Origin of the sequence: Streptomyces acidiscabies, assembly GCF_020010905.1 — a bacterium.
In the GTDB taxonomy this organism is placed as follows: Bacteria; Actinomycetota; Actinomycetes; order Streptomycetales; family Streptomycetaceae; genus Streptomyces; species Streptomyces acidiscabies.
Window position 1 is genome coordinate 1,921,258 of sequence record NZ_JAGJBY010000001.1, and the last position, 23,846, is coordinate 1,945,103.

Consider the following 23,846-nt stretch of genomic DNA (forward strand, 5'->3'; position numbering starts at 1 on the left):
GCGTGAGAAAGAAGGCAGTTGAGCATGGCTGAGTACGAGACGCCCCGTGGCCCCGTCGACTCCTCCCGGATCCCCCGCTACGCCGGACCCGCGACGTTCGCGCGGCTGCCGAGGATCGACGAGGTCGGCGGGCGGGCCGAAGTCGCCGTCGTGGGCGTGCCGTTCGACTCCGGCGTCTCGTACCGGCCGGGGGCGCGGTTCGGCGGGAACGCGATCCGGGAGGCCTCGCGGCTGCTGCGGCCGTACAACCCCGCGCAGGACACCTCGCCGTTCGCGCTCGCGCAGGTCGCGGACGCCGGGGACATCGCCGTGAACCCGTTCGACATCAACGAGGCCGTCGAGACGGTCGAGGCCGCCGCCGACCAACTCCTGTACGGCGGCGCCCGGTTGATGACTCTCGGCGGCGACCACACCATCGCGCTGCCGCTGTTGCGGTCGGTCGCCAAGCAGCACGGGCCGGTCGCCCTGCTGCACTTCGACGCCCATCTCGACACCTGGGACACGTACTTCGGGGCCGAGTACACGCACGGCACCCCGTTCCGGCGCGCGGTCGAGGAGGGCATCCTCGACACCTCGGCGCTCTCGCACGTCGGCACCCGCGGCCCCCTCTACGGCAAGCAGGACCTCACCGACGACGAGAAGATGGGCTTCGGGATCGTCACCTCCGCCGACGTCATGCGGCGCGGCGTCGACGAGGTCGCCGACCAGCTCAGGCAGCGGGTCGGGAACCGGCCGCTGTACATCTCGATCGACATCGACTGCCTCGACCCCGCGTACGCCCCTGGTACGGGTACCCCCGAGGCCGGAGGTATGACGTCCCGCGAGCTGCTGGAGATTCTGCGTGGCCTGTCCGGGTGCAACCTCGTTTCCGCCGATGTGGTAGAGGTTGCTCCGGCCTACGACCACGCCGAGATCACCTCCGTCGCCGCCTCCCACACGGCGTACGAGCTGGTCACCCTCATGTCCCGCCAGATTGCCGAGGCCCGCGCACAGTGACTCACGACCATGACCTCGTCCTCCGTCCGACGGCGGCCCAGACCGAGGCCGCGCTGAACCCGCCCGCCGGGCGGATCGGCGGGGACCTGGTCGTGGAAACCCTGTACAGCCTGGGAGCTACGACCGTCTTCGGACTGCCCGGCCAGCACGCGCTCGGCATGTTCGACGCGCTGCGCCGGTCCACTCTCAGGTATGTCGGTCTCAGGGTGGAGAACAATGCGGGCTTCGCGGCCGACGCGTACGGCCGGGTCACGGGGGAGGCGGCGCCGCTGCTGCTGTCCACCGGGCCCGGCGCGCTGACCTCGCTCGCCGCGCTCCAGGAGGCGGCTGCCGCCTCGGCTCCGGTGCTCGCGATCTGCAGCCAGGTCCCGACCGCCGGGCTCGGCGGCGGACGCCACGGCCACCTCCACGAACTCCCGGACCAGGCGGCCTCGTTCAGGGGTGTCGTGAAGTCCGTCCACACCGTCCGTACGCAGTCGCAGATCCCCTCGGCGATCGCGGACGCGTGGCGCTCCGCGCTGTCCGCGCCGCACGGGCCGGTGTGGGTGGAGATCCCGCAGGACGTGCTCCTCGCGCCGACCGCGATCCCCGTCGTGACCGGCGTCGACGCGACCCCCGAGGAGCTGGCGCCCCGGCCCGAACTCACCGCCGTGGCCGCCGACTTGCTCTCCCGCGCCGAGCGCCCGGTGATCGTCGCGGGCGGTGGGGTGGTCCGCGCCGACGCCTCCGGCAAGCTGCGGAAGCTCGCCGAGCGGCTCTCCGCGCCCGTCGTGACGACGTACGGCGGGAAGGGGGCGTTCCCCTGGAAGCACCCGCTGTCGTTGCAGTCGTGGATGGAGGACCGGCACACCACCGAACTCCTCGAAGACGCCGACGTGTTGCTCGTCCTCGGCTCCGGGCTCGGTGAACTGTCCTCCAACTACCACACGTTCAGGCCGCGCGGCCGGGTGATCCAGGTCGAGGCGGATCTGGGCAAGTTGGAGTCCAACCATCCCGCGCTCGGCATCCACGCGGACGCGCGGCTCGCGGTGCAGGCGCTGCTGGAGACGGTGGCCGATCGGGTCGACGAGCAAGCGCCGGTGCGGGTGCGGGAGTTGCTGGCGAAGGTGGGGGAGCGGCTCGCCGGTCAGCAACTCGATCTGGAGCAAGGGGTGTTGGCGGCTGTGCGGCGTGCACTGCCCAAGGGGGCCGCGTCGTTCTGGGACATGACCATCCTGGGGTACTGGGCATGGGCCGGGTTCGACGCCGGGGCGCCCAACCTCATGCAATCCGCCCAGGGGGCCGGGGGGTTGGGGTACGCGTTCCCCGCGGCGCTGGGGGCTGCCGCCGCCGATCCGACGCGGCCCGTCCTCGCGGTGTCCGGGGACGGGGGCGCGCTGTACTCCATCGCCGAGCTGGCCACGGCCCGGCAGTACGGGTTCGACGTGACCTGGCTCGTCGTCGACGACGGGGGGTACGGGATTCTGCGGGAGTACATGACCGACGCGTTCGGCGAGGCCGCCGGGACCGAGCTGGTCCGGCCCGACTTCGTGGCGCTGGCCGAGTCGTTCGGGGTGCCGGGGGTGCTGACCTCGGTGGAGACGCTGGCCGAGGATCTGGCCAAGTCCCTTGCGGAGCCCGGGCCTTCGGTGGTGGTACTGCCGGCGGTGCTGCGGATGTTCGCGCCGACGCATCTGTAGCAGGGGGGTACTCCCGAGGGAGGTTGGCTCTTTCGGGTGTTCCGCTCTGCCGGTGCGGTATGTCACTCTAGGTGAACAGAGGGTTACTTTTGGCTTCGTGGTGAGGAGAACGGCATGGCGCAGGGTGAGGCCGGTGCGGCGGGTGTTCCGGAGCCGGAGAGCGAACGCCTGCGGCGTTCCGGCGCGTTCCTCGTCGACGAGGCGCTCGGCTTCCTCCAACCCGCGGCCCTGCGCGCGGCGGCCGAGACCGGCGTCGCCGACCACCTCGCCGACGGTCCCCGCACCCCGGCCCAACTCGCCGTCGCCACCGGCGTGGACGAGCGCGGGCTCTACCGCGTCCTACGGCTCCTCGCGACCCGCGGCATCGTCGAGGAGGACGCGCGCGGGGCGTTCACCCTCACCGAGGCCGGGCAGGCGCTGCGCGGCGGCGTGCCGGGTTCCGTGCGGGACGCCGTACTCATGATCACCGACCAGAGCATGTGGCAGCCCGCCGGGGAGCTGTCCCGCTGCCTCACCGGCCAAGTCACCGCGTTCGACGCGATGTTCGGGATGCCGTTCTTCGACTACTTCGCGCAGGACGAGCGTACGGCCGCCGTCTTCCACGTCGGGATGGCCGCGATGTCCGATCCCGAGAACGCGGTCATCGCCGCGGCGTACGACTTCCCGGCGAGCGGTACGGTCGTCGACGTCGGCGGCGGCCACGGCGGCCTCCTCCAGGAGACGTTGCGCCAGAACCCCGGCCTGGAAGGCGTGTTGTACGACCGCGCCCACGTCCTCGCGGGCCACCGCCTGACCGGCGACAAGACCATCGCCGACCGCTGGACCCTGGCGGACGGCGACTTCTTCGCATCCGTCCCCCCTGGCGACGTCATCATGATGAAACGCATCACCCACGACTGGGACGACGACCGCTGCGCAACCCTCCTGCGCCACTGCCGCGACTCCCTCCACCCCGGCGGCCGAGTCCTCGTCCTCGACGCCGTCGTCCCACCCGGCAACGCACCCCACCAGTCCAAGACCCTCGACATCATGATGATGACCTCCTTCGGCGGCCGAGAGCGCACGGCCTCCGACTTCGCGACGCTGTTCGAGACGGCGGGGCTGAGGCTGAGCCGGGTGATTCCTACGGAGTCGGTGCTGTCGGTGGTGGAGGCGGTGGCGGTGGAGGGGTGACTCAGTCGCCGTGGTGCCGGACCAGGCACAGGGGATGGCCCGCCGGGTCCGCGAAGACTCGCCAACTGTGGTTCGGGGAGCCTGCGTCGAGGAGTTTGGCGCCCAGGGCCAGGACTTGGGTCTGGGCCTCGTCCAAGTCCCGTACGCCGAGGTCCAGATGGAACTGCTGGGGGCGGGTGGGGTCCGGCCAGGTCGGGGGGCGGTGGTCCGGGACCGCCTGGAAGCAGAGGACCAGGCCGGAGGGGGTGTGAAGGGTGGACCAGTTTTCGTCGAGGGACCAGCGGGGGTCCGGGTGGTCGATCCTGCCGCCCAGCAACTCGTGGTAGAAGGCGGCCAGTTCGGCGGGGGCTGGGCAGTCCAGGACCACGCACTGGAGGTCGGCGATCATGCGGGGAGTCTAAGAGCCTGGGTCACATCCCCGGCCGGGCGCCCGCCGCCTGGCACGCCCGCTCGCCGCGTTGCCGAAACGCCCACGTGGCTCCGCCACGAGGACGCTCCGGCGCCTTGCGATCGCACGCACCAGACGACGTGCGCTGATCCGGCCGGGGATGTGACCCAGGCTCTAGGGTCGGTCGAACCAGAAGAAGAGCGTGTCCGCCGGTGAGTTGGGGCGCCAGTCGTTCAACTCGAAGCGGAATGCTTCCGTGAAGCGGCGGACCGTGTCCTGGCAGTCGGGGTGGACGCGGTCCAGGACGGCGGTGTACGCCGTTGCCGCCTCGGCGGCGCGCTGGAGGGAGAGGGTGCCGATGCGGGGGTGGACGTCGCCCGGGTGGGGGAGAGGGAGCGGCGGGCCGGAGAAGAGGAACGCCTCGGGGAGGAGCGTCGGCGGGATGCCGTTGCGGGCCAGGTCGTTGGAGACCGTCTGGAACCAGGACATCCGGCGCCAGCTGCCCAGGTCCGTGGTGTACGAGAAGCAGGACGTCACGACCTCGTGGAAGGCGTGCGCGTACGCGGGGGACACGGTCCTCGACGGGGCGCCGTCGATCAGCTCCTCCAGCGCCCGGATCACCGGTACGTCGTAGTGCACCCCCTGGCTCTCAAGTCTGACGTCCAGTGCCTTGCAGTGCTCCCGCACCCTGCCGAGGTGCTCCTCCTGCGCGGGCGTCCGCTCCACCGTCGTCAGTAGCCGGACCACCTGCCGCATGTCCCCCGTACTCATCTCCAGGGCGTAGCTCACCGTCGTCCTTCCCCTCCCGCTCGACCGCTCGTCCCATGATCGGCTGCGCGACTGCGGAAGGCCAACTCCCTTACAGGAAAAGGGAGTCGGGGTTTTCCCGGCGGGCTTGTGTGCGCTTGCCGATCATTGTGTCCGAGCTGTGTGGACGGCCTCGGCCGACCTGGAAAGACGACGCGGACCCTTCCCCGGCCAGGAGAAGGGTCCGCGTTGCTGAAACCGGTTGCTACCAGATCGCCTCGACCCACTCCGGGTGGTCGATGAACGGGTTGCGGTTGTGCTGGTACGTGTCGTAGATGACCTGGTTGCGGCGCTCCTCGAAGGCGCTCGGCGGGTCCTGCTCGTTCCAGGCCTTCAGCACGGAGAGCTTGCCGATGTACGGGTTGCTGCCGTTGTTGACCTGCTCGTTCGGCTCCAGGTCGGCGAAGCCGTCGCCGCCGTCGTACCGCACGGCCATGTAGAGGATCATGCGGGCGACATCGCCCTTGTCCGCGGCACGCGGTTCGAAGGAGTCCGAATCGACCTTGCTGCCCCCGCCGTTGGTGACCGAGCTGCCGCCATTGTCGAAGTCCAGGTTCCCCCGGGTGCTGTTGACCTGGACGTCCGCCGGGCGCAGGTGGTGCAGGTCGGTGCCGGGCCCGGTCGCCTCGCCGAAGTCGCCGTGCGACTTGGCCCACACGTGCTCACGGTTCCAGTCGCCGACGTCCCCGCCGTTGAGCGACTTGCTGCGCGAGACGCCGCTGTAGAGCAGGATCACGTTGGCGCTGTTGTTCGGGTCCTGGTCGGTCGCCTTGAGCGCGTCCCACACGGCGGAGTACGAGATCTTCGACTGGCTGCTGATGATCGTGTGCAGCGAGGACTTGAGGCTCGCACCCGTCTTGCCGACCGCGTTCTTGTAGTACGTCGAGTCGTACGCCGTGGTCGTGGCGGAGGCCGGGGTCGCCGTCACCGCGGGTGCGGCGAGGCCCATCAGGACCGCTGCGGTCGTCAGCGCCACCGGCTTCCAGCGGCGGCGTATGCGTGTCGCCAGCATAAGGAGTGTCCTGTCTACGCGTGTTGAGTGGGGGGCAACACGGCGAGGGTGACATGGACATGAGGTCATGTAAATGAATGTGACATGTCTGTTCGGTGTCAAGAAACGGCAAATCGGTGGCGATCTACGCGAGTTGACTTCACGGAGAAGTGAAGCGGCCCTCAACCCGGGTGGGTCGAGGGCCGCTTGGTGAGGGTCAGCTCACGTCCGAGGGGTCCAGCCGGTAGACCGTCGACTGGGTCGTCGTCGAACTCGTCGATGTGGACGCGCTCTTGCTGTAGTCGCTCTCCTTCACCGCCGTCGCGTTCTTCTGGACCCACTCCGTGACCTCGGAGCTGACGTTCGAGCCGCCGCCGGGGCCGCCGCCCATGCCGCTGCCGCCGATCTGGATGTAGTGCAGCTCGCCCTTCTCGACCAGTTCCTTCAGCTTGGCGAGGGTCATCGCCTTGTCGCTGCCGGACCAGCCCCACATGGAGATCACCGGCTCGCCGCTGCTGAGGATCAGCTGGGCCGCGCTCTGTGAACTCGACACCGCGAGCAGCCACTTGGCGCCGTCCTGGTGCTTCTTCAGGTAGGCGATCAGCTCGGTGTTCGCGGCGCCCATGCCCATGCCGCCGCGCATGCCGCCACCGCCGGGTACGCCGCCGGTCATGCCGCCGGGGTCGCCCTGGGTGCCGTCGGCCTCGGTGCCGGACCCGGCGTTCCCCTCGGTGGAGCCGGTGCCGCCGGGCGGCGTACCGCCCATCTCGCCGTTCCCGCCGGGGAGTCGACCGGTCTGGCCGGTCCCGTTCTGCCCCGTACCGCCCTGGACGCCGCCGGGCAGCTCCCCGTACCCGCCGCCGGGCGTCATCTGACCGCCGCCCTGACCGTCCTGCCCCTGACCCCCCTGACCCTGGCCGTCTCGACCACCCTGGCCACCAGGGAAGCCACCCTGTCCACCCCCACCCCTACCAAGCCCCCCGCCGAAGCCACCGTTCCCCGTGGTCGGACCGGCCGTGGGATTAGTACCCCCCATACCTCCGCCGGACCCCGACGGCACCGACCACGCATACGCCGCAGGCCCCGCCACCGAGGCCACGACCGCCGCCGCGACGGAAGCCGCCAGCAGCCGTACCCGGTTCCCGGACCGGAAGACGATCAGCCCGACGACGGCCGCGGCCATCACCACACCGACCGACGGCCACAGCCAGGTGTTCCACCCGGACGCGCGCCGCAGCAGCACAACGGACCAGAGAGCGGTTGCTGCAAGAGCCACCGGCAGCACCCACACCCACCGCTTGTCCGTACGGAACGCGCGCAGCAGCATCGCGCCGCCGCCCCCGCACAGCGCCGCGATCCCGGGCGCCATGGCGGTCGTGTAGTACGGGTGCATCGTGCCCTCGGCCATGCTGAACGTGAGGAAGTGCAGGCCGAGCCAGCCGCCCCAGACCAGGACGGCGGCGCGGGTGAGGTCGGTGCGCGGAGCACGGCCGCACAGAATGACGGCGCCGATGAAAGCGATTGCTGCAAAGGGCAGCAGCCAGGAGATCTGCCCGCCGAGGATGTCGTTGAACATCCGGCCGAGACCGGCGGCGCCGGAGAAGCCGCCGCCTCCACCACCGTCCCCGCCTCCGCCGCCCATGTTGCCGTCGCCGCCGAAGACCCGGCCGAGGCCGTTGTAGCCCATGATCAGGTTCCAGGCGGAACCGTCCGTCGAACCTCCGATGTAGGGCCGCTCGTCCGCAGGTACTACGGACACGGCGGCGGCCCACCAGAAGGAGGAAACCGCGAGTACTACACCCGCGAGCAGCAGGTTGACGATCCGCTTCACCAGCTTCGGCCTCGCCGCGTACAGGTAGACCGCGAAGACGGCCGGCAGCGCGATGTAGCCCTGGAGCATCTTGGTGTTGAAGGCGAGCCCGAAGCACGCGGCCGACCCGAGCAGCGGCAGCAGCCTGCCGTTGTACACGGCGCGCAGCGCGAGGGCCGCGCCGCCCGCCATCAGGAACACCAGCAGCGTGTCGGGGTTGTTGTCGCGGTTGATGGCGACGGTGATCGGGGTCAGCGCCAGGACCAGCGCGGCGACGGCCGCCGCGCCGTGCCCCCACACCCGCTTCACGGACGCGTGCACGATCCAGATCGTGCCGAGCGCGACCAGGACCATCGGCAGCATCATCTGCCAGGTGCCGAAGCCGAAGACCCGGCAGGACAGGCCCATCACCATCAGCGCGAACGGCGGCTTGTCGACGGTCAGGAAGTTCCCGGCGTCCAACGAGCCGAAGAACCAGGCCTTCCAGCTCTCCGTACCGCTCAACACGGCGGCGCTGTAGAAGCTGTTGAGGTTCGAACCGGAGAGGTTCCAGGAGTAGAGGACCGCTGCCAGGGCCAGGATCGAGAGCAGCGCGGGCAGCGACCAGCGCGGCGCCTTCCCCGGTACGGCGCCCGCCGCGGGCTCGGGCGGTGGCCGGTCGGGGGACACGGACTCGGTCGTACGGTGCTGGGGATCGGTGGCAGAGGTCACCCGAGCATGGTGCGAACCCCACGTTGGCGACCGCTGTGCCGAAGCTGGCCGCCGCCTGTGAATGCGCACGGGGCGCAGTAACGCGTTGTGCAACCTTTACCCAACCGTGCTGACGGCTCGTACAACCATTCGCTCGAACTCATGAGTCAACTGAGGTATGACTCCGTCTACTTCGAGACGTGCTAGAGCGGCCACGGTCGCCGCCCTCGGCACCGGCCTTCTCATAACCGCCGCCGTCCCGGCCTCGGCAGCCGCACCCGCCGTGAGCTGCACGTCGTCCAAGGCGGCCCTCGCGACCAAACTCAAGAAGGACATCACCGCGGCGGTCGCCTCCCGCAAGGGCACGGTCGCCGTCGGCGTCTACGACCGTACGACCAACACGAACTGCACGCTGCGGGCGTCCTCGGCGTACGACTCGGCCAGCGTCGTCAAAGTAACCGTTCTCTCGACCCTTCTCTGGGACGCGCAGAAGGCGAAGCGCTCCCTCACCGCCCGCGAGAAGTCCCTCGCGACCGCGATGATCACCAAGTCGGACAACGCCTCCACGAGCACCCTGTGGAAGCAGCTCGGCGTCACCAAGGTGAACAACTTCCTCAAGGCCGCCGCGATGACCCAGACGAAGCCGGGCGCGAACGGCTACTGGGGCCTCACGCAGATCACGGTCACCGACGAGCAGAAGCTGCTCAAGCTGCTGCACGCGAAGAACACCGTCCTCACCGACGGCTCCCGTTCGTACGCCAACGGCCTGATGAGCAAGGTGATTTCGTCCCAGCGCTGGGGAACTCCCTACGGTGCTCCGGCCGGTGTCGCCGTCCGTGTCAAGAACGGCTGGCTCCAGCGGGCCACCAACGGCTGGCGCGTGCACAGCGTCGGCACGTTCACCGGTGGCGGGCACGACTACACGATCACCGTGCTCACGCACGGCAACAGCACCATGAACTACGGGATCGCGACGATCCAGGGCGTGGCGAAGGTCGTCCACGCGGACCTCAAGGCGTCCTGAACGAACCGGTACCCGGCCTCCCCGCGGCCGGGCTTCCCGGGGTTCGTGGCGCGGCGTTCTTCTCGTGGACACCCGCGCGTCCTACGGTGCCGTCCATGCGCCTGAGAACCGTACTCGCCACCCTCACCGCCGGCCTGGCGGCGGCCACCACCCTCACCGCCGCAGGGCCTGCCGTGGCCAACACGCCCGCGAACCACGCCTGTTCGCCCGCCGTGGCCATCGACGGCTTCTCCGACTCCCTCGACAAGACGTCGTACGACGGGACCTTCGCCGGCAACTTCTCCGCCCTCGCCCTCGACCCGGACGGCACCCTCGCCGCGCTCTCCGACCGGTCGGCCCTGTTCTCGCTGGACCGGCGAACTCTCCAGCCTCGCAAGGCCGTTCAGCTCGCGGACGAGAAGGGCGCCGCCCTCGACTCGGAGGGGCTCGTCATCGACCGGGACGGCACCCGGCTGATCACCTCCGAGACCGAGCCGTCGGTACGCCGCTACGACCGGGACGGCCGTGTCCTCGACCGGCTCCCCGTCCCCGCCTCGCTCCAGGTCGCGCCGGCCGGGCGAGCCGTGTCCAACGGCACCTTCGAGGGTCTGAGTTGGGCGGACGGCGGCCGTACGCTGCTGGCGTCCATGGAGTACGCGCTGGCCGGGGACACCGCCGGGACCGTCCGGTTCCAGACCTGGAAGCGGCACGGGAAGGGGTTCGCGCTCGGCGCGCAGTACGCCTACCGGACGGACACCGGGCTCGGCGTCCCCGAGGTGCAGGCGCTGCCCGGCGGGCAACTCCTCGTCCTGGAGCGGGGGTTCACCGCGGGCGTCGGCAACACGGTCCGCCTCTACCTCGCCGACCCGCGCCACGCGACGGACACGCGGGACGTCGAGTACCTGACCGGGCAGCCCGAGGTGCGCGTCATCCGCAAGACGCTCCTCGCCGACATCGCCGACTGCCCGACCCTCGGCGCCACCGCGAAGCAGCCCCAGCCCAACCCCCTGCTCGACAACATCGAGGGCATGACGGTCACCGGCCGCTCCGGCGACCGGCTGCGCGTGACGCTGGTCAGCGACGACAACCAGAACGCCGTACAGACGACCCGGTTCTACTTCCTGCGGGTGCGGACGCACTGACCCAGGTCCGGGGGGAGGGGACGAACCGTCCGGTACGACCCCTCCCGTGGTACTACCCGGGTAGTACCTGAGCGCTACGGAGCCGCTTCGACCCGGTCCCCCACCGGCTCGTCCAGCAGTCCGCTCTGCGCCGTCAGGTACGCCAGCTGAGCCCGGCTCTTGCTCCCGAGCATGTCCGACACCTTCTTCAGATGGCTCGCCACACTCCGCGTACTCATCCCCAGCCGCGTCGCGATCGCCGCGTCCGTGTAGCCGTCGACCATCAGACGCAACACGCGTAGACGTGTTTCATCAGTGAGCAGGCGCGGCCGGTGATGGTCGTCCGTGTAGACGATGGCCTGCGCCCGCTCCCAGGCGTGCTCGAACACCGAGACCAGGAAGTGCACGATCCCGGGATCGGTGACGCGCAGCGCGTGGTCGCGGTGCGACTTCTCGACGTCGGGGATGAACGCGACCGTCCGGTCGTACACGAGCAGCCGGTCGAACACCTCGTTCACGGTGCGGACTTCGACGCCGACCTCGGTGACGGCCTTGATGTAGTCGAGGGTCGGCCCGTGCGTGCGGACGGTGTGCTGGTACAGCCTGCGCTGCTGTATGCCGCGCTCGCGGGCCTCCAGCGCGAGCGGCAGCGCCTGGACGAGCGCGCGCTGCGGCCGGCCGCCACCGGGGTGCGCGGAGAGCGCCTCGATCCGTGTGCAGCGCACCGCCTCGTCGATCGCGGCGGCGATCACCGACTCCCCGGCGAGCGGCTGCACGGCTTTGCCGTCGCGCCCCTGGAGGTCCCGGTAGACGCTCTCCACCTGCGACATCGTCGTCCGTACGGCGGCCATCTCCCGCTGCTGCCGCAGGATCTCCTCCTCCAGCGGACGGGTCAGTGCCACCGTGGCCATCTCAGGGGGTACGGGTATGACGGCGTCCGGGTCGTCCACGGCCGGCGTCAGCAGTCCGAGCGACTCCAGACAGTCCGGGGCTCCGTCGCGGACGGCCCGGCCCCGCCGTACGGCGTTGCGGTAGAACGTGATTCCCGCGGAACAGAGCTCTGTATGAAACCCTGCTTCGCTTATGTCTGTTTTGCCGCACATCTCGTCGCTCCCCCTTCTGACTTCTGCAACGCATGATCATGAACCCTGCCGACTCTTTCGGCAACCATGCCTCCGGAGGCACTCTTTCGGTGTGCGGGCGGCGTACCACGGATAGCCGCCCGAATATCACCAGGGGGATTGAAATGAAGCGTGCCGTCCTGATCCGCAGACTCGCCGGCCTGTTCGGCGCTCTCGCCGTCACGGCAATCGCTTTCACCGGCGTTTCCGCCGCCACCGCTCACCCCACGACGTCGGCCGCCGCCGCGTCGGTCCCGGGCGACGACCGCTGGGGATGATCCCGCCCGGTGGACCGTGACGTTCCGTCATCGTCCGCCGCCCGTCGCCTGCTTCAGGAAATTCCTGCGCGTGATAACCGCCGCACGGTGATTTCCGCATGCCCGTACACAAGTTTTACGGAAAAATAAGGAGTGTTGTCGATGTCCCTTGCCGTGGCGGCTCCCAAGTGCCTCGTCTGCGACACCGAATTCGAGGTCCAGGCCGACTGGGAAAAGGGCGAGATCACCGAGTGCGCGGCCTGCGGCCAGGAGCACGAGGTGCTGGAGAAGAGCGACGCCGTGGTCCGGCTCGACCTCGCGCCCGAGGTCGAGGAGGACTGGGGCGAGTGACCACCACCGACCGGGTCCTGCTCTCGGTCACCATGCTGCGTCCCGAGGAGAAACTCCTCCTCGGGGCGTTGCGTGACCGAGGACTCACCGCCGACCCGCTGCTCATGGAGGATCTCGCCGGGGTGGTCGCGGGTCGTACCGCGCCACCCGCCCTCGCGCTGATCCGCAACCTCTCCCACCGCGACGCCATCGGCGTCTCCCGGCGCCTCGAACACGCCGGCATCACCACCCTCAACCGCGCGGCCGTCATCGAGACCTGCAACGACAAGGGTCTGCAAGCCCTGTTGTTCGCCCGGCACGGCATCCCGCACCCGCTGACCCGGCACGCCTTCAGCTACGACCAGGTCCGCGCGACCGTCGCCGAACTCGGCCTGCCCGCCGTCGTCAAGCCGGTCAGCGGCTCCTGGGGCCGCGGCGTGACCCGGATGGTCAACCCGGAGTGCGTCGAGGCGTGGGCCGGCGGACGCGAATCCGCCGACGCGGCAGGCAAGTTGTTCCCCGTCGTCGTCCAGGAGTACGTCGACAAGCCCGGCCACGACCTGCGCGTGGTCGTCGTCGGCACCACCCCCGTCGTCGCCATCGAGCGCGCCTCCACGGACTTCCGCACCAACACGCACCTCGGAGCCACCGTCCGCCGGATCGAACTCACCGCCGAGATCGAGAAGTTGTGTGGCCTCGTCGTCGACGTCCTCGGACCCGGCTTCTACGGCGTCGACCTCGTCGAGGACCGCGCGAGCGGCGAACTCCTCGTCCTGGAGGTCAACGCCAACCCGGAGTTCGCCAAGTCGTCCGCCCAACACGGCGTGGACGTCGCGGGGTTGCTCGCCGAGCACGTCACCCAGCAGCTCGCGCAGACCCCCGTAGCCGCCTGAACCGGAGAACACCGACGTCATGGAACCGTTCGACACCGCCACGGTGCTCACCCGCGTCCTCACCTCGGGCGTCGTCATGAGCATCGAGAAGAGCGACCGGGAACTCCCCGGTCTGGAACGCCTGTTGACCAAGCGGACCGGCCGCGCGAAAGCCGTCCTCCTCAACAGCCGCACCGGCGCCCTGCACGCCGCACTCGCCGGCCAGGGAATCGGCCACGGCGACACCGTCAGCCTGCCCGGCGCGACCCCCGAGACCGTCCGCTTCCTCAAGTGGCTCGGCGTCACCGTCACCGGCGACGGCGCCCCCGCGCCGTACGACTTCCTCGCCCTCGACGCCGAAAACACCCACCTGCTGGGCGAGTTCACGTCCACCGCACCCGCTCTCGTCGTCGACCTCACCGGCATCGGCTTCGGTCCCGCCGCCGCCGTCCTCACCGACGACACCGCCCTCTGGTCGCGCGCCGAACGGCTGAAGATCTTCGGCGCGCACGACCTGCGGACCATGTGGACGCAGGAGGAGGACGGCGAACAGCCGGTCCCCGGCGTGCAGTTCAACTACCGGCTCAGTCCGCTGGTTGCCGCCTGCGTGCGGATGGCCCTGACCCAGGCGGCCCGGCCCGCCGCCACCTCGGGAGCGAACCAGTGATCACCGACTTCCCGGCGGCACCGCTGCCGCTGCCCGATCCGGCCGACGTCGACGCCGAACTCGCCGCGCTCGGCGGCGCGGAGATGATCCCGAAGGCGCTGCGCCGCACGCTCTTCCCGGTCATCACCAAGGAGGACGTCTTCAACCTGATGCTGGCCCAGCGCCAGGCACCGGAGAAGGTCGTCGCCGACTTCGCCGAGTCCTACCGGGCCTACGTGGGCGCCGAGTTCGCGCTCCCCACGGCGAGCGGCACCTCCAGTCTCCACCTCGCTCTGGTCGGCGCGGGGGTGCGACCGGGTGACGAAGTCATCGTCCCTGCCTTCACGTTCATCGCCACCGCACAGGCCGTCGTCGCCGCGCACGCCATCCCCGTGTTCGTCGACATCGACCCCGTGACGTACTGCATGGACCCGGCCGCCGCAGCCGCCGCGATCACCGGCCGCACCCGCGCGCTCATGCCGGTCCACGTCCACGGACTCCCCGCCGACGTACGGGAGTTGCGCGCACTCGCCGACACGCGCGGCCTCGCTCTCGTCGAGGACGCCTCCCACGCGCACTCCGCGCGCGTCGACGGCCGGGTCGCCGGTTCGTTCGGTGACGCGGCCGGCCAGAGCCTGATGGCCGACAAGAACTTCCCGCTCGGCGGCGAGGGAGGCATCGCCTTCTTCGCCCAACAGGAGTCGTACGAGCGCGCCTTGGCGTATCTCGCCGAGCACGGCATCGACTACGGCATGTCGTGGGTGGCCGCCGCGTTCGGCGCGAGCCAGCTCAAGCGGCTGCCGTACTACGACGAGATCCGCGCACGAAACGCCGCCCTGCTCGGCGAAGTCCTCGACGGCACCGGGCTGTTCACGCCGCCGCGGGTCCCCGAGGGACACGTCCACGCGTACAACATGTACCGGACCACCCTGCACCCGGAGGCAGTTGGCCTCGACGACCTTCCCGTGTTCGCGGTGAAGGAGGCCGTGCACGAACTCCTCGTCGCCGAAGGGGTTCCCGCGCGCGAGTGGCAGAACACGCCGATCCCCTGCCACCTGCCGTTCACGCACCGCGACGGCTTCGGCAACGGCTACCCGTTCACCCTCAACCCCGGCGCGGTACGCGACCACCGGCCCGAGGACTTCCCGGTCACCCTCGGGATGCTCGACTCGACGCTGGTCCTCTGCCGCGAACTGCGCTCGCCCGTCGAGTACGAGCGGATCCTCAGGTACGCCGACGCGTTCCGCAAGGTCGCCCGCCGCCCCGACGCCATCCGCAAGCTCGTCGAGGAGCGCGACTACCGGCGGCCGTACGAGAAGGCGGCCCGCCTTGGCTGACACCCTGCGCGTCGCTGTGATCGGCGCGAGCGGCTACACCGGCGGCGAGGTGATCCGCCTCCTGCTCGAGCACCCGGGCGTGGAGCTGGCGTTCCTCTCCGCCGAGCGCGCCGCCGGAGCCTCCGTCGGCGCCGTCCACCCCTGGCTGCGCAACCATCCCCGCGCGGCCTCCCTCAAGTTCCGGCCGCTCGCCGAACTCGGGCCGGTGGACGTCGCGTTCACCTGCCTGCCGACCGGCGCGCTGCCCGAGCGGCTGCCGCTGATCGCCGAACACGCCAAGCGGATCCTGAACCTGGGCGGCGACTTCCGGCTCCGCGACGAGGCCGAGATCCGCAGCCACTACCCGAAGACCGCCGAGCATCCGCCGCTGGACGAATTCGCGTACTACGTACCCGAGTTGAGCACGTCCGTGCCGGAGGGCCGGTTCGTCAACCTGCCCGGCTGCATGGCCGTCACCACCATCTACGCCCTCTACCCGCTGTTCTCCCAGGGGCAGTTGGTGGCCGACCGGGTCATCGTCGACGCCAAGACCGGCTCCACCGGCGGCGGCCGGGGCAGCGGCGAGCCGCCGGCCGAGCGCTCGGGGAACTTCCGGGTGCACAAGCTGTACGGCCACCGGCACGCGCCGGAGATCCGCCAGGCCCTCGCCGACTTCACCGGCGCGGCCGTCGAACTGCGGTTCTCCACGCACAGCCTCGACGTGTCGCGGGGGATCCTCGTCACCGCGTACTCCGAACTCCGCGACGGCGTCACGCCGTTGGACGTCAAGCGGGCCTACGCGAAGGCGTACGTCGGCAAGCCGTTCGTGCGGGTGCGCCCCGCGCCGAAGGCGCCGCAGGACTTCCCGATGCTGAAGGCCGTCGTCGGCTCGAACGTCGCCGAGGTCGCCGTCGCCGTCCGCGACGGACAGTGCGTCACCGTCGCCGCTCTCGACAACCTCGTCAAGGGCGCGGCGGGACAGGCGATCCAGGCGATGAACCTGATCGCCGGGTTCGACGAGGCGGCCGGACTGCCGAGTACGGCGGTGTCACCGTGAGCGCAACTCTCGTATCCGGCACGGCTGTTGGTTCCGTCACCGGTAACTCCCGTAAGGCCGCCACGACTTCACGCCGTGCCCTGTACGTCGTCAAGGTCGGCAGCGCCACCCTCGACCGCGAGACGGTGTTCAAGGAGATCGCCGACCTCGTCGGCCGGGGTGCCCGCGTCCTGCTCGTCGCGGGTGGCGCCACCGGAATCGAGCGCCACTACAAGGCGATCGGTCGGCCGATGCCTCAACTTCGGCTCGCCAACGGGGACTCGGTGCGGTACTGCCCGCCCGAGGAGATGACGCACCTCGTCGACGCCTACGAACGGGTCACCCTGCCCGCCGTCGAAGAGGGCCTGAACCTCCACGAGTTGAGTGTCTTCACGGCGGTCGCCGCACGCGGCGCACTCGTCGCGGGACGCGCCAACCGTCCGCTCAAGGCGGTCTCGGCGGAGGGCCGCACCCTCGTCGTCCGCGACCACCGGGCCGGCGTCCCCACCGACGTGGACACCGTCCGCCTCGCCGCGCTGCTCGACGCGTACGACGTCGTGTGCCTCTCCCCGCCGGTCGCCGACACGGCCGGCGGGGCGCCGCTCAACGTGGACGCGGACGTCCTCGCCGCGGCCCTCGCCAAAGCCCTGCACGCCGACCACGTACGCCTCGTGACCGGCACCCGGGGTCTGCTCACCGACCCCGCCGACCCGGGGTCCACGCTCACCGACGCCTACCCCGGCGACGCCGCGCGCTACGCCGGCGGACGGATGCGGCAGAAGGTGCGCGCGGCCGAACTCGCCCTGGAATCAAGCGCGGACGTCGCGATCACCGGCCCGCACACCATGGACGAGCCGACCGGCTGGACCCGCTTCTGGCGCACCCGCGAACCCGCCGCCGACCTCACCCTGCTCACCCGCGTCGTCGGCGTCCCCTCGGTCTCCGGGGACGAGGCCGAACTCGCCGCCTACCTCGCCGAATGGTGCCGTGAACGCGGCATGGACGCGCACGTCGACGCGGCCGGCAACCTCGTCGCGAGCCGGGGCCACGGACCTCGACGGCTGCTGCTGATGGGCCACTTGGACACGGTGCCGCACGTCTGGCCCACCGAATGGCGCGGCGGCGAGCTGTGGGGCCGGGGGAGCGTCGACGCGAAGGGGTGCCTCGCCGCGTTCCTCGAAGTCCTCGCGCACGCCGACATCCCGGACGACGGACAGGTCATGGTCGTCGGCGCCGTCGAGGAGGAGATCTCGTCCTCCAAAGGCGCCTTCCACGCGCGCGACCACTACCCGGCCGACGCCGTCGTCATCGGGGAACCCAGCGGTGCGCAAACGCTTACACTCGGTTACTTCGGCCTGTTCAAGCTGCGCGTCACCGTCTCCGTGCCGACCGGACACTCGGCGGGCATGGACGCGGTGTCCGCGCCGGACCGGCTCATCGAGGTGCTCGCGGCGATCCGTGCCGGGGTCCTCGCGCAGGCACCCGACGCGCTCAGCGCCGTCATCGACGTCTCCTGCGCGACCGGACGTGAACAGGGGAGTGCCACCGGGATCCTCAACTTCCGGGTCCCTCCCGGGGCCGACCTCGACGCGCTGCGTACGGCGGCCGTGGCTCTCGCGGGGGACAGGGTGGAGATCTCCGTCCTGAGAGCTACCCCGGGGTACGCCGGAGGCCGTACGGGACCCCTCGTCAAGTCCTTCACCAGGGCGTTCGCGGACGTCGGGGTGCGTCCCCGGTTCGTCGTCAAGAAAGGCACCTCGGACATGAACACGCTCGCCACGACCTGGCGCGACGTGCCGATGGTCGCCTACGGACCCGGTGACTCCTCCCTCGACCACACCGACGAGGAGCGCATCGGAGCGATGGAGTACCGGACGGCGCGGTCGCTGCTGGCGGACGCGGTGAACCGGTGGCTGGCGCTGCCGGAAGGAGGCCGGGGATGAGCGTCGCTCTGGACCAGGGTGTCGTGGAAGAGACCCCACGACATGCGCTCGTTGTGGAAACGCTTGCACAACGCGCCCTCGCCGCCCGCCGCCTCGTGATCGACATGGCCGCGAGCCCGCGCGGCTGCCACCTCGGCGGCAGCCTCTCCGTGCTGGACATCCTGATCGCCGCCCTGCACCGGGCGGCGGCCGGGGACGGTACGGAGGTCGTGCTCAGCAAGGGGCACGCGGCGGCCGGACTGTACGCGGCCCTGTACGTCAGCGGCGTCCTGCCGGAGAACCCGGCACCCCGCTACGGCCTGGCCGGGGAACCCTTCACCGGACACCCCGGCCCGAAGGTCCCCGGCGTCCGCTTCCCCACCGGCAGCCTCGGCCACGGCGTCCCGTACGCCGCGGGGTGGGCGCTCTCCCGGCGCCTCGACGCCGCCCCCGGCCTCGGGATCGCCGTCGCCGGGGACGGCGAACTCCAGGAGGGGCTGGTCTGGGAGACCTGCCAGGTCGCCGCGGCGCAGGAGCTGGGCCGGTTCGTGCTGGTCGTCGACGTGAACGGCGGCCAGAACGACGGCCTCGTCGCGGACATCTCCCCGCTGCCCCAACTCGCCGACCGCTTCCGGTCGTTCGGCTTCGACGCGGTGGAGGTGGACGGCCACGACCTCACCGCCCTCACCGAACTCTTCGCCGCCGACCGGCCCATGGTCGGCCGCCCTCTCGCGGTCCTCGCAACGACCGTCAAGGGCAAGGGAGTTCCGCCGGTCGAAGGCAAGGCGGCCTCGCACTACGTGAGCATCGACGCGGCGCGGGCCGCCAAGTGGAAGCGAGTCGTACGATGACCACGGCCGCGGACGCCCAACCCCTCTCCGGCCGCGACGCCTACCGCGCCGAACTCACCGGCCTCGCCGCCACCGACGACCGCATCCTCTGCCTGGAAGCCGACCTCGGCGGCAAGGGCCACCCCTTCCAACTCGCCTATCCGGACCGCTTCTTCAACCTCGGCATCGCAGAGGGAGCGATGGTCGACATGGCGGCGGGACTCGCGGCCGGCGGACACAAGCCGTTCGTCAGCACGTTCGCCCCCTTCGCCGCCCTGCGGGCCGCCGAGAGCCTGAAGCTGACGCTGGGATACCTGAACGCGGGTGTCACGGTCGTCGCGCCGTACGCCGGGGTCTCCGGCGCCTGGTTCGGTACGACCCACCACTGCCTGGAGGACCTCGCCGTCCTGCGCGCGGTCCCCGGCGTGACGATCGCCGCGCCGTACGGCGAGGCCGAGATGAGGGCGGTGATCCGCGAGGCGGCCCGCTCGGGACGGCCGTACTACATCCGGACCGGACGCAACGCGCGGTACGCGTCGCTCGCGGGCGCTGACCAACTCCCCCTGGTGAACTGGGAGTCGGCGGACGGCGACGTCTGTCTCGTGTCGGTCGGCGAGGAAGGCACCCGCCTCGCCGTCGAGGCCCGCGAGCAGCGGCCCGGCACCGCGCACGCACACCTCGTGCACGTCGACCACGAGCACCTCGCCCGAGTGGCTCCCGAACTCGCGCGCAGACACCGCAAGTTCGTGGTCGTCGAGGAGCACCGGACCCAGGGCGGAGCCGCCGAGGCACTGGCCCTCCTCCTGCCCCGCTGCGAGGTCACCTCCGTTGCCGCCGACCGGAGTTGGCCGTCGCAGGGCGGCGACCACGCGGAGGTGATGGCCGCGCTCGGCCTCGAACTCCCCGCCGTCCTCAAGGCGTTGCACCACGCCACGCAGAACCCCACCGCCACCCCGTCCCAGCCAAGGAGCCTCTCATGCACGTCCTGATGATCGAATGCAACCCGAACGGCATGGCCGGCATCGCCAACGCGCTCGACCTGGGCCATGACGTCACCCTGGTCTCCGCCGACCCCGACTTCTACCTCGCCGTCTCCCCGCTCACCGAGGCCGCGTACGCCCACCCGCGCTGCACCGTCGTGAAGAGCGAACGAGCCTTCGTGGTCGATGAGTTGATCGCCCTGGCCCGCGAGCTGCACGCGGCGAACCCGGTCCACGGCGTGACGACGTACAGCGAGTACCACACCGTCCACACCGCCGCCGTCGCCGAGGCGCTGGGACTTCCCGGCATGAGCGTGGACGGCGCCCGCAACGCCCGCCACAAGCACCGCACCCGGCTCACCCTGGACGGCAAGTCCGGTGTCGGCCAGCCGCGTTTCGCGCACGTCGCCGACGCGGACGACCCGGCCGCCGTCGAGGCCGCCGTACGCGAGATCGGCTTCCCCTGCGTCGTGAAGCCGTCCGACGGCACCGCCAGCCTGCACGTCCTGCACCTCAAGGACGAGGACGATCTCCGGTCGTACCTCGCGGAGTTGGCGGACGTCACGGACTACGGACGCGGCGTCGTGCGGGTACCGGACGTGCTCATCGAGGAGTTCGTCACCGGGGAGCTGATCTCGGTGGAGTCCTGCGTGCTGCGCACGGCCGACGGCGGCGCCGAGATCGTCAACCTGGGCCTCACCGACCGGCCGCTCAGCGGTTTCCCGCACTTCATCGAGATGGGTGCGACGTATTTCTCCGGACACCCGCTCCAGGACGAGCTGTTCGCGATGACGACCCGCGTCCTCGAAGAGCTGGGCGTCGACTTCGGGTTCATCCACACCGAGTTCCTGCTCGGTCCCGACGGACCGGTGCTGTGCGAGGTCAACGGCCGTCTCATCGGCGGGATCGTGCCGAGCCTGATGCAGCTCAGCTCCGGCGTGGACGCCTACCTGGAGGTCATCCGGCAGGCTCTCGGCGAGCGTCCCGAGCTGCCGTTCCCCGGCGAAGTCACCGCAGGCGGCCACTGGTTCGGCTCCCCGGTCGAGGGTGTCGTCGAGGGGATCGGCTTCGACGGACTCGCTCAGCTCCCCGGCTTCCACAGCGCCCTCGCCTACAAGAAGCCCGGCGTCGCGGTCACCCGCCTCTCCCGCAGCAACTTCGACTGGATCGGCCACGTCATCTTCACCGGCACCGGCCGCGACGAGGTCAACAAGCGCTGCGAGGAGGGCCTCGACCACATCGACCTGCGCCTGAAGGTGGAGGTCGCGCGGTGACCCGTACCGCAGAGGTACGCCGTACGAGTGTCACCCGTGTCGCGGTCCCGAGCCTCGACCCCGGCAGCGTCTACGACGTCACCACCGAGGACGGCGTCTTCACCGCCTTCCACGAGACCGGACCCCGCCGGGGCGGCGAGGCCGAACTGTGGCCCGGCTACACCGAGACCCACGCGCACGTCTCCCTCCCCGCGAACTGGGACGACACCGCCGATCCCCCGGAAGTGGTAGCTCTCCAGTACCTGTACCACGGGGTCACCCACGTCGTGGACATGTTCGGCTTCCCCCTCGTCGCCGACGCCTGGGAGCGAGGCCGTACGGCCTCCCCCTGGCCGTACCCCGACCTCGTCCACTGCGGGTACGCGGTCACCGCGACGACCGACACGGCCGGCCGCACCGGACACGGCGTCGAGTTCCCGGCGCCGGTGCACATGCTGTCCGTGGAGTCCGACCTCGACCACGCGCTGAGCGCCAACTCCGCGCGGGGCGGCACGTTCCTGAAGGTGATGTTCACCGACGGCACCGAACAGCCGGACAGTCCCGTCAAGTTCAGCCGTATCTCCGAACAAGTCCTGCGCTTCACCGCCCGGTTGGCGGCCGAGCGGGGGGTGACCGCCGTCATCGACTGCAACACGCTCCAGGAGACCCGCTGGGCCTACGCGTGCGGCTTCCGCCTCTTCGCGCACACCGTCCGGGACCGCACGCTCGACGCCGCCGACCGGAAGGAGTTCGAGGGAGCGCGGTTCATCTCGACGCTCGCCGGACTGCGGCCGATGGTCATGACCGGCGACGAGTTCCTCGCCGAGTACTCCCGCGAGGGGTTCGCCGAGACCCAGGACGTCCGCAACCTCGACCTCGTCCGGGGGATCGAGCAGCCGTACGGCGTCAAGTTCGGCGTCCAGGAGATCCGTACGGCCGCTCTCGGCGACATGCGCCGCAACGCGCTCGCCGCGCTCGCCGACGGCAGCCTCCTGATCGGCACCGATGCGGGCAACACCGGTGCGTACCACGGCTATTCACTCCTCGGTGAACTCGGTCTGCTGCGCGGCGAGGACGCCTCGCTGGACGAACCGCTGCGCCACCGGGCGACGGTCGGCGGACGCCGGTACTTCGACGAGCTGCGCGGCGACACCGCCGGCGCGCACCCGCTGAGCGTCGGCGCGCCGGCGACGTACAACCTGATCGACCCCGCGGCACCCCTGACAGCAATCCCGCAGAAAACGGTTGTGCACGGCATTCCCGTCGACCGCCCCGCCCTCGCCAGGGCGATCACCGAACTCCGCTCCGAACTCCGCTCCGACGCGGAGACCAGCAGAAAGGCAGCCCTGTGACCTCCGAACGCAGGCGGGCGCTGATCGGCGTCAACGCCGGCATCTTCCTCGCCCACATCGGTAACTACATCTGGTTCCCGGTCTTCGTCGCCTCCCTCGGCGGCACCGACAGCGGCTTCTGGGCCGGTGTCGTGATGTGCATGACGTACGTCGGCCGGCTCGCCGCGACCTTCTTCTACGAGGGGGTCGCGGCCCGGATCGGCGTACGCGGCGCGGTCTTCGCCGGTACGGCGCTGGAGGCGACGGCGCTCGGCGCGATGGGATTCGTCGGCGGGGTCGCCGCCTACAGCGCGCTGGCCCTGTTCATCGGCCTCGGCTCGGGGACCGCCTTCCCCGGCCTGAAGAACATCCTCGTCTCCTACCCGGACGACGAGCGGCCCAAGGCGTTCTCCACGTTCCAGATGGCCGCGCAGGTCGGCCTCCTCGGCGGCGCGCTGATCGGCGGCCTCTTCGTCGACCTGAACCTGCGCACCCTCTTCTCCGTCGTCTTCGCGATCTTCATCGGCTTCTGCCTGGCGTCGTCGGCGTTCATCCCGCGCGACGGCTTCACGGCCGCCACGCAGAGCGACGGAAGTGCTACGGGTACTACGGGTACTACGGGGTCTACGGGTATTACGCCGAAGCCGCCTCTCTTCAGCACCGCCGTCTTCAAGGGCATCGAGGTACGGGGTGCGACCCGCTACTTCCTGCTCTCGGCCGTCTTCTGGTTCCTGTCGATCGGCTTCATCGTCGGCATCCCCCTCCACATGGAGAGGTACGCCTCGGGGTGGGCTCCCTCGTCCCCCTTCTGGATCACCGGTCTGGTGGTACTAGTACTCCAGTACCCCCTGTTCAAGGCCCTCATCAAGCGCCTGGAACCCGGCACGGTGATGGCGATCGGGCTCGTGGGCATGACGCTGGCCTTCCTCGCGTTCGGCGCCGGCCGGGGGCCGGGGTGGGTGTTCGCGGGGTGCCTCGTCGTCGTACTCGGTGACATTCTTTTCGTACCTTCGTTCGATATGTGGGTCGCGCGGCGGGTTCCCGAGGACCGGCTCGCGAAGGCGATGGGGGCCATGCACTTCTTCCGCAGCGCCGGGAACATGGCTGGTTCGCTGCTGGCCGGCGTGCTGTTCGACCTGTCGGGTTCGCTGGACCTGCCGGGACTGAACTGGTACGTCGCCGCCGTGATCGCCGCAGGCTGCGCGGTGGTCTGCCTGTCCGGCCGGACGGCGGAGGAAAGTGTGAAGGAGGAGAAGATCGCCGCCGGAATTGTTGCGGAGGGATGAAATCCGGT

At 70.4% G+C, this 23,846-nt stretch carries 22 protein-coding genes; 17 read left to right on the forward strand and 5 right to left on the reverse strand.

Features of this window, described 5'->3' with window-relative positions; translation table 11 throughout:
• The first annotated feature begins 24 nt into the window (after window positions 1-24).
• The 3 genes from speB (at window position 25) to J8M50_RS09110 (ending at window position 3,848) form a co-directional block, all read left to right on the forward strand.
• On the forward strand, window positions 25-996 hold the full coding sequence (gene speB / locus J8M50_RS09100) for an agmatinase (RefSeq protein WP_010350189.1): 972 nt from the start codon (window positions 25-27) through the stop codon (window positions 994-996).
• Entirely contained in the window at window positions 993-2,675 is a 1,683-nt protein-coding gene (locus J8M50_RS09105) for a thiamine pyrophosphate-binding protein (protein ID WP_010350188.1), read from the forward strand. Before speB ends, J8M50_RS09105 begins: the two co-directional genes overlap by 4 nt.
• Before the next feature lie 114 nt (window positions 2,676-2,789).
• Window positions 2,790-3,848 carry a methyltransferase gene (locus tag J8M50_RS09110; protein ID WP_010350187.1) on the forward strand — a complete coding sequence of 353 codons (1,059 nt, stop codon included), beginning with the start codon at window positions 2,790-2,792 and terminating at the stop codon, window positions 3,846-3,848.
• Window position 3,849: 1 nt separating this feature from the next.
• Here J8M50_RS09110 and J8M50_RS09115 read toward each other — a convergent pair whose 3' ends face one another.
• From J8M50_RS09115 to J8M50_RS09130, 4 genes are all read right to left on the reverse strand, one after another.
• The gene (locus J8M50_RS09115) at window positions 3,850-4,236 is read right to left on the reverse strand and encodes a VOC family protein (protein ID WP_010350186.1); all 387 of its coding nucleotides are present in this window, start codon (window positions 4,234-4,236) and stop codon (window positions 3,850-3,852) included.
• Window positions 4,237-4,410: 174 nt separating this feature from the next.
• Window positions 4,411-5,025 (reverse strand): DUF7691 family protein, encoded by a 615-nt coding sequence (locus J8M50_RS09120; protein WP_010350184.1) that lies wholly within the window; start codon window positions 5,023-5,025, stop codon window positions 4,411-4,413.
• A gap of 223 nt (window positions 5,026-5,248) precedes the next feature.
• On the reverse strand, window positions 5,249-6,055 hold the full coding sequence (locus J8M50_RS09125) for an endonuclease I family protein (RefSeq protein ID WP_010350183.1): 807 nt from the start codon (window positions 6,053-6,055) through the stop codon (window positions 5,249-5,251).
• Between the two features lie 196 nt (window positions 6,056-6,251).
• Complete coding sequence (locus J8M50_RS09130) at window positions 6,252-8,555, reverse strand: ArnT family glycosyltransferase (RefSeq protein ID WP_010350182.1); 2,304 nt, start codon at window positions 8,553-8,555, stop codon at window positions 6,252-6,254.
• Between the two features lie 157 nt (window positions 8,556-8,712).
• Between J8M50_RS09130 and J8M50_RS09135 the strand changes: the two genes are divergently transcribed.
• The gene (locus J8M50_RS09135) at window positions 8,713-9,558 is read left to right on the forward strand and encodes a serine hydrolase (RefSeq protein ID WP_029183341.1); all 846 of its coding nucleotides are present in this window, start codon (window positions 8,713-8,715) and stop codon (window positions 9,556-9,558) included.
• Window positions 9,559-9,653: 95 nt separating this feature from the next.
• Window positions 9,654-10,679, forward strand: a complete 1,026-nt coding sequence (locus J8M50_RS09140; protein ID WP_029183340.1) for an esterase-like activity of phytase family protein — start codon at window positions 9,654-9,656, stop codon at window positions 10,677-10,679.
• Between the two features lie 74 nt (window positions 10,680-10,753).
• Here J8M50_RS09140 and J8M50_RS09145 read toward each other — a convergent pair whose 3' ends face one another.
• Window positions 10,754-11,761, reverse strand: coding sequence for a helix-turn-helix transcriptional regulator (locus tag J8M50_RS09145; RefSeq protein WP_010350178.1), 1,008 nt, complete (start codon window positions 11,759-11,761; stop codon window positions 10,754-10,756).
• Window positions 11,762-11,904: 143 nt separating this feature from the next.
• Between J8M50_RS09145 and J8M50_RS09150 the strand changes: the two genes are divergently transcribed.
• The 12 genes from J8M50_RS09150 to J8M50_RS09205 all read left to right on the forward strand — a co-directional run bounded on the left by J8M50_RS09150 (window position 11,905) and on the right by J8M50_RS09205 (window position 23,838).
• Complete coding sequence (locus J8M50_RS09150; protein ID WP_158002768.1) at window positions 11,905-12,057, forward strand: hypothetical protein; 153 nt, start codon at window positions 11,905-11,907, stop codon at window positions 12,055-12,057.
• Between the two features lie 141 nt (window positions 12,058-12,198).
• Window positions 12,199-12,387: a hypothetical protein gene (locus tag J8M50_RS09155; RefSeq protein WP_010350177.1), complete on the forward strand. Its 189-nt coding sequence runs from the start codon at window positions 12,199-12,201 to the stop codon at window positions 12,385-12,387.
• Window positions 12,384-13,259, forward strand: a complete 876-nt coding sequence (locus J8M50_RS09160; protein WP_010350176.1) for a RimK family alpha-L-glutamate ligase — start codon at window positions 12,384-12,386, stop codon at window positions 13,257-13,259. Before J8M50_RS09155 ends, J8M50_RS09160 begins: the two co-directional genes overlap by 4 nt.
• Before the next feature lie 19 nt (window positions 13,260-13,278).
• Window positions 13,279-13,905: an aspartate aminotransferase family protein gene (locus J8M50_RS09165; RefSeq protein ID WP_010350175.1), complete on the forward strand. Its 627-nt coding sequence runs from the start codon at window positions 13,279-13,281 to the stop codon at window positions 13,903-13,905.
• Window positions 13,902-15,221 (forward strand): DegT/DnrJ/EryC1/StrS family aminotransferase, encoded by a 1,320-nt coding sequence (locus J8M50_RS09170; protein ID WP_010350174.1) that lies wholly within the window; start codon window positions 13,902-13,904, stop codon window positions 15,219-15,221. Before J8M50_RS09165 ends, J8M50_RS09170 begins: the two co-directional genes overlap by 4 nt.
• Window positions 15,214-16,257: an N-acetyl-gamma-glutamyl-phosphate reductase gene (gene argC / locus J8M50_RS09175; protein WP_010350173.1), complete on the forward strand. Its 1,044-nt coding sequence runs from the start codon at window positions 15,214-15,216 to the stop codon at window positions 16,255-16,257. The genes J8M50_RS09170 and argC overlap by 8 nt, the downstream gene beginning before the upstream one ends.
• A complete protein-coding gene (locus tag J8M50_RS09180; RefSeq protein WP_010350172.1) occupies window positions 16,254-18,179 on the forward strand; it encodes a M20/M25/M40 family metallo-hydrolase in 1,926 nt (641 codons plus the stop codon). Before argC ends, J8M50_RS09180 begins: the two co-directional genes overlap by 4 nt.
• A complete protein-coding gene (locus J8M50_RS09185; RefSeq protein WP_010350171.1) occupies window positions 18,176-19,009 on the forward strand; it encodes a thiamine pyrophosphate-binding protein in 834 nt (277 codons plus the stop codon). Before J8M50_RS09180 ends, J8M50_RS09185 begins: the two co-directional genes overlap by 4 nt.
• Window positions 19,006-19,977 carry a transketolase family protein gene (locus J8M50_RS09190; protein ID WP_010350170.1) on the forward strand — a complete coding sequence of 324 codons (972 nt, stop codon included), beginning with the start codon at window positions 19,006-19,008 and terminating at the stop codon, window positions 19,975-19,977. The genes J8M50_RS09185 and J8M50_RS09190 overlap by 4 nt, the downstream gene beginning before the upstream one ends.
• Window positions 19,965-21,242: an ATP-grasp domain-containing protein gene (locus J8M50_RS09195; protein ID WP_010350169.1), complete on the forward strand. Its 1,278-nt coding sequence runs from the start codon at window positions 19,965-19,967 to the stop codon at window positions 21,240-21,242. The genes J8M50_RS09190 and J8M50_RS09195 overlap by 13 nt, the downstream gene beginning before the upstream one ends.
• Complete coding sequence (locus tag J8M50_RS09200) at window positions 21,239-22,573, forward strand: amidohydrolase family protein (protein ID WP_010350168.1); 1,335 nt, start codon at window positions 21,239-21,241, stop codon at window positions 22,571-22,573. Before J8M50_RS09195 ends, J8M50_RS09200 begins: the two co-directional genes overlap by 4 nt.
• Window positions 22,570-23,838 (forward strand): MFS transporter, encoded by a 1,269-nt coding sequence (locus tag J8M50_RS09205; protein WP_010350167.1) that lies wholly within the window; start codon window positions 22,570-22,572, stop codon window positions 23,836-23,838. The genes J8M50_RS09200 and J8M50_RS09205 overlap by 4 nt, the downstream gene beginning before the upstream one ends.
• Window positions 23,839-23,846 lie beyond the last annotated feature (8 nt).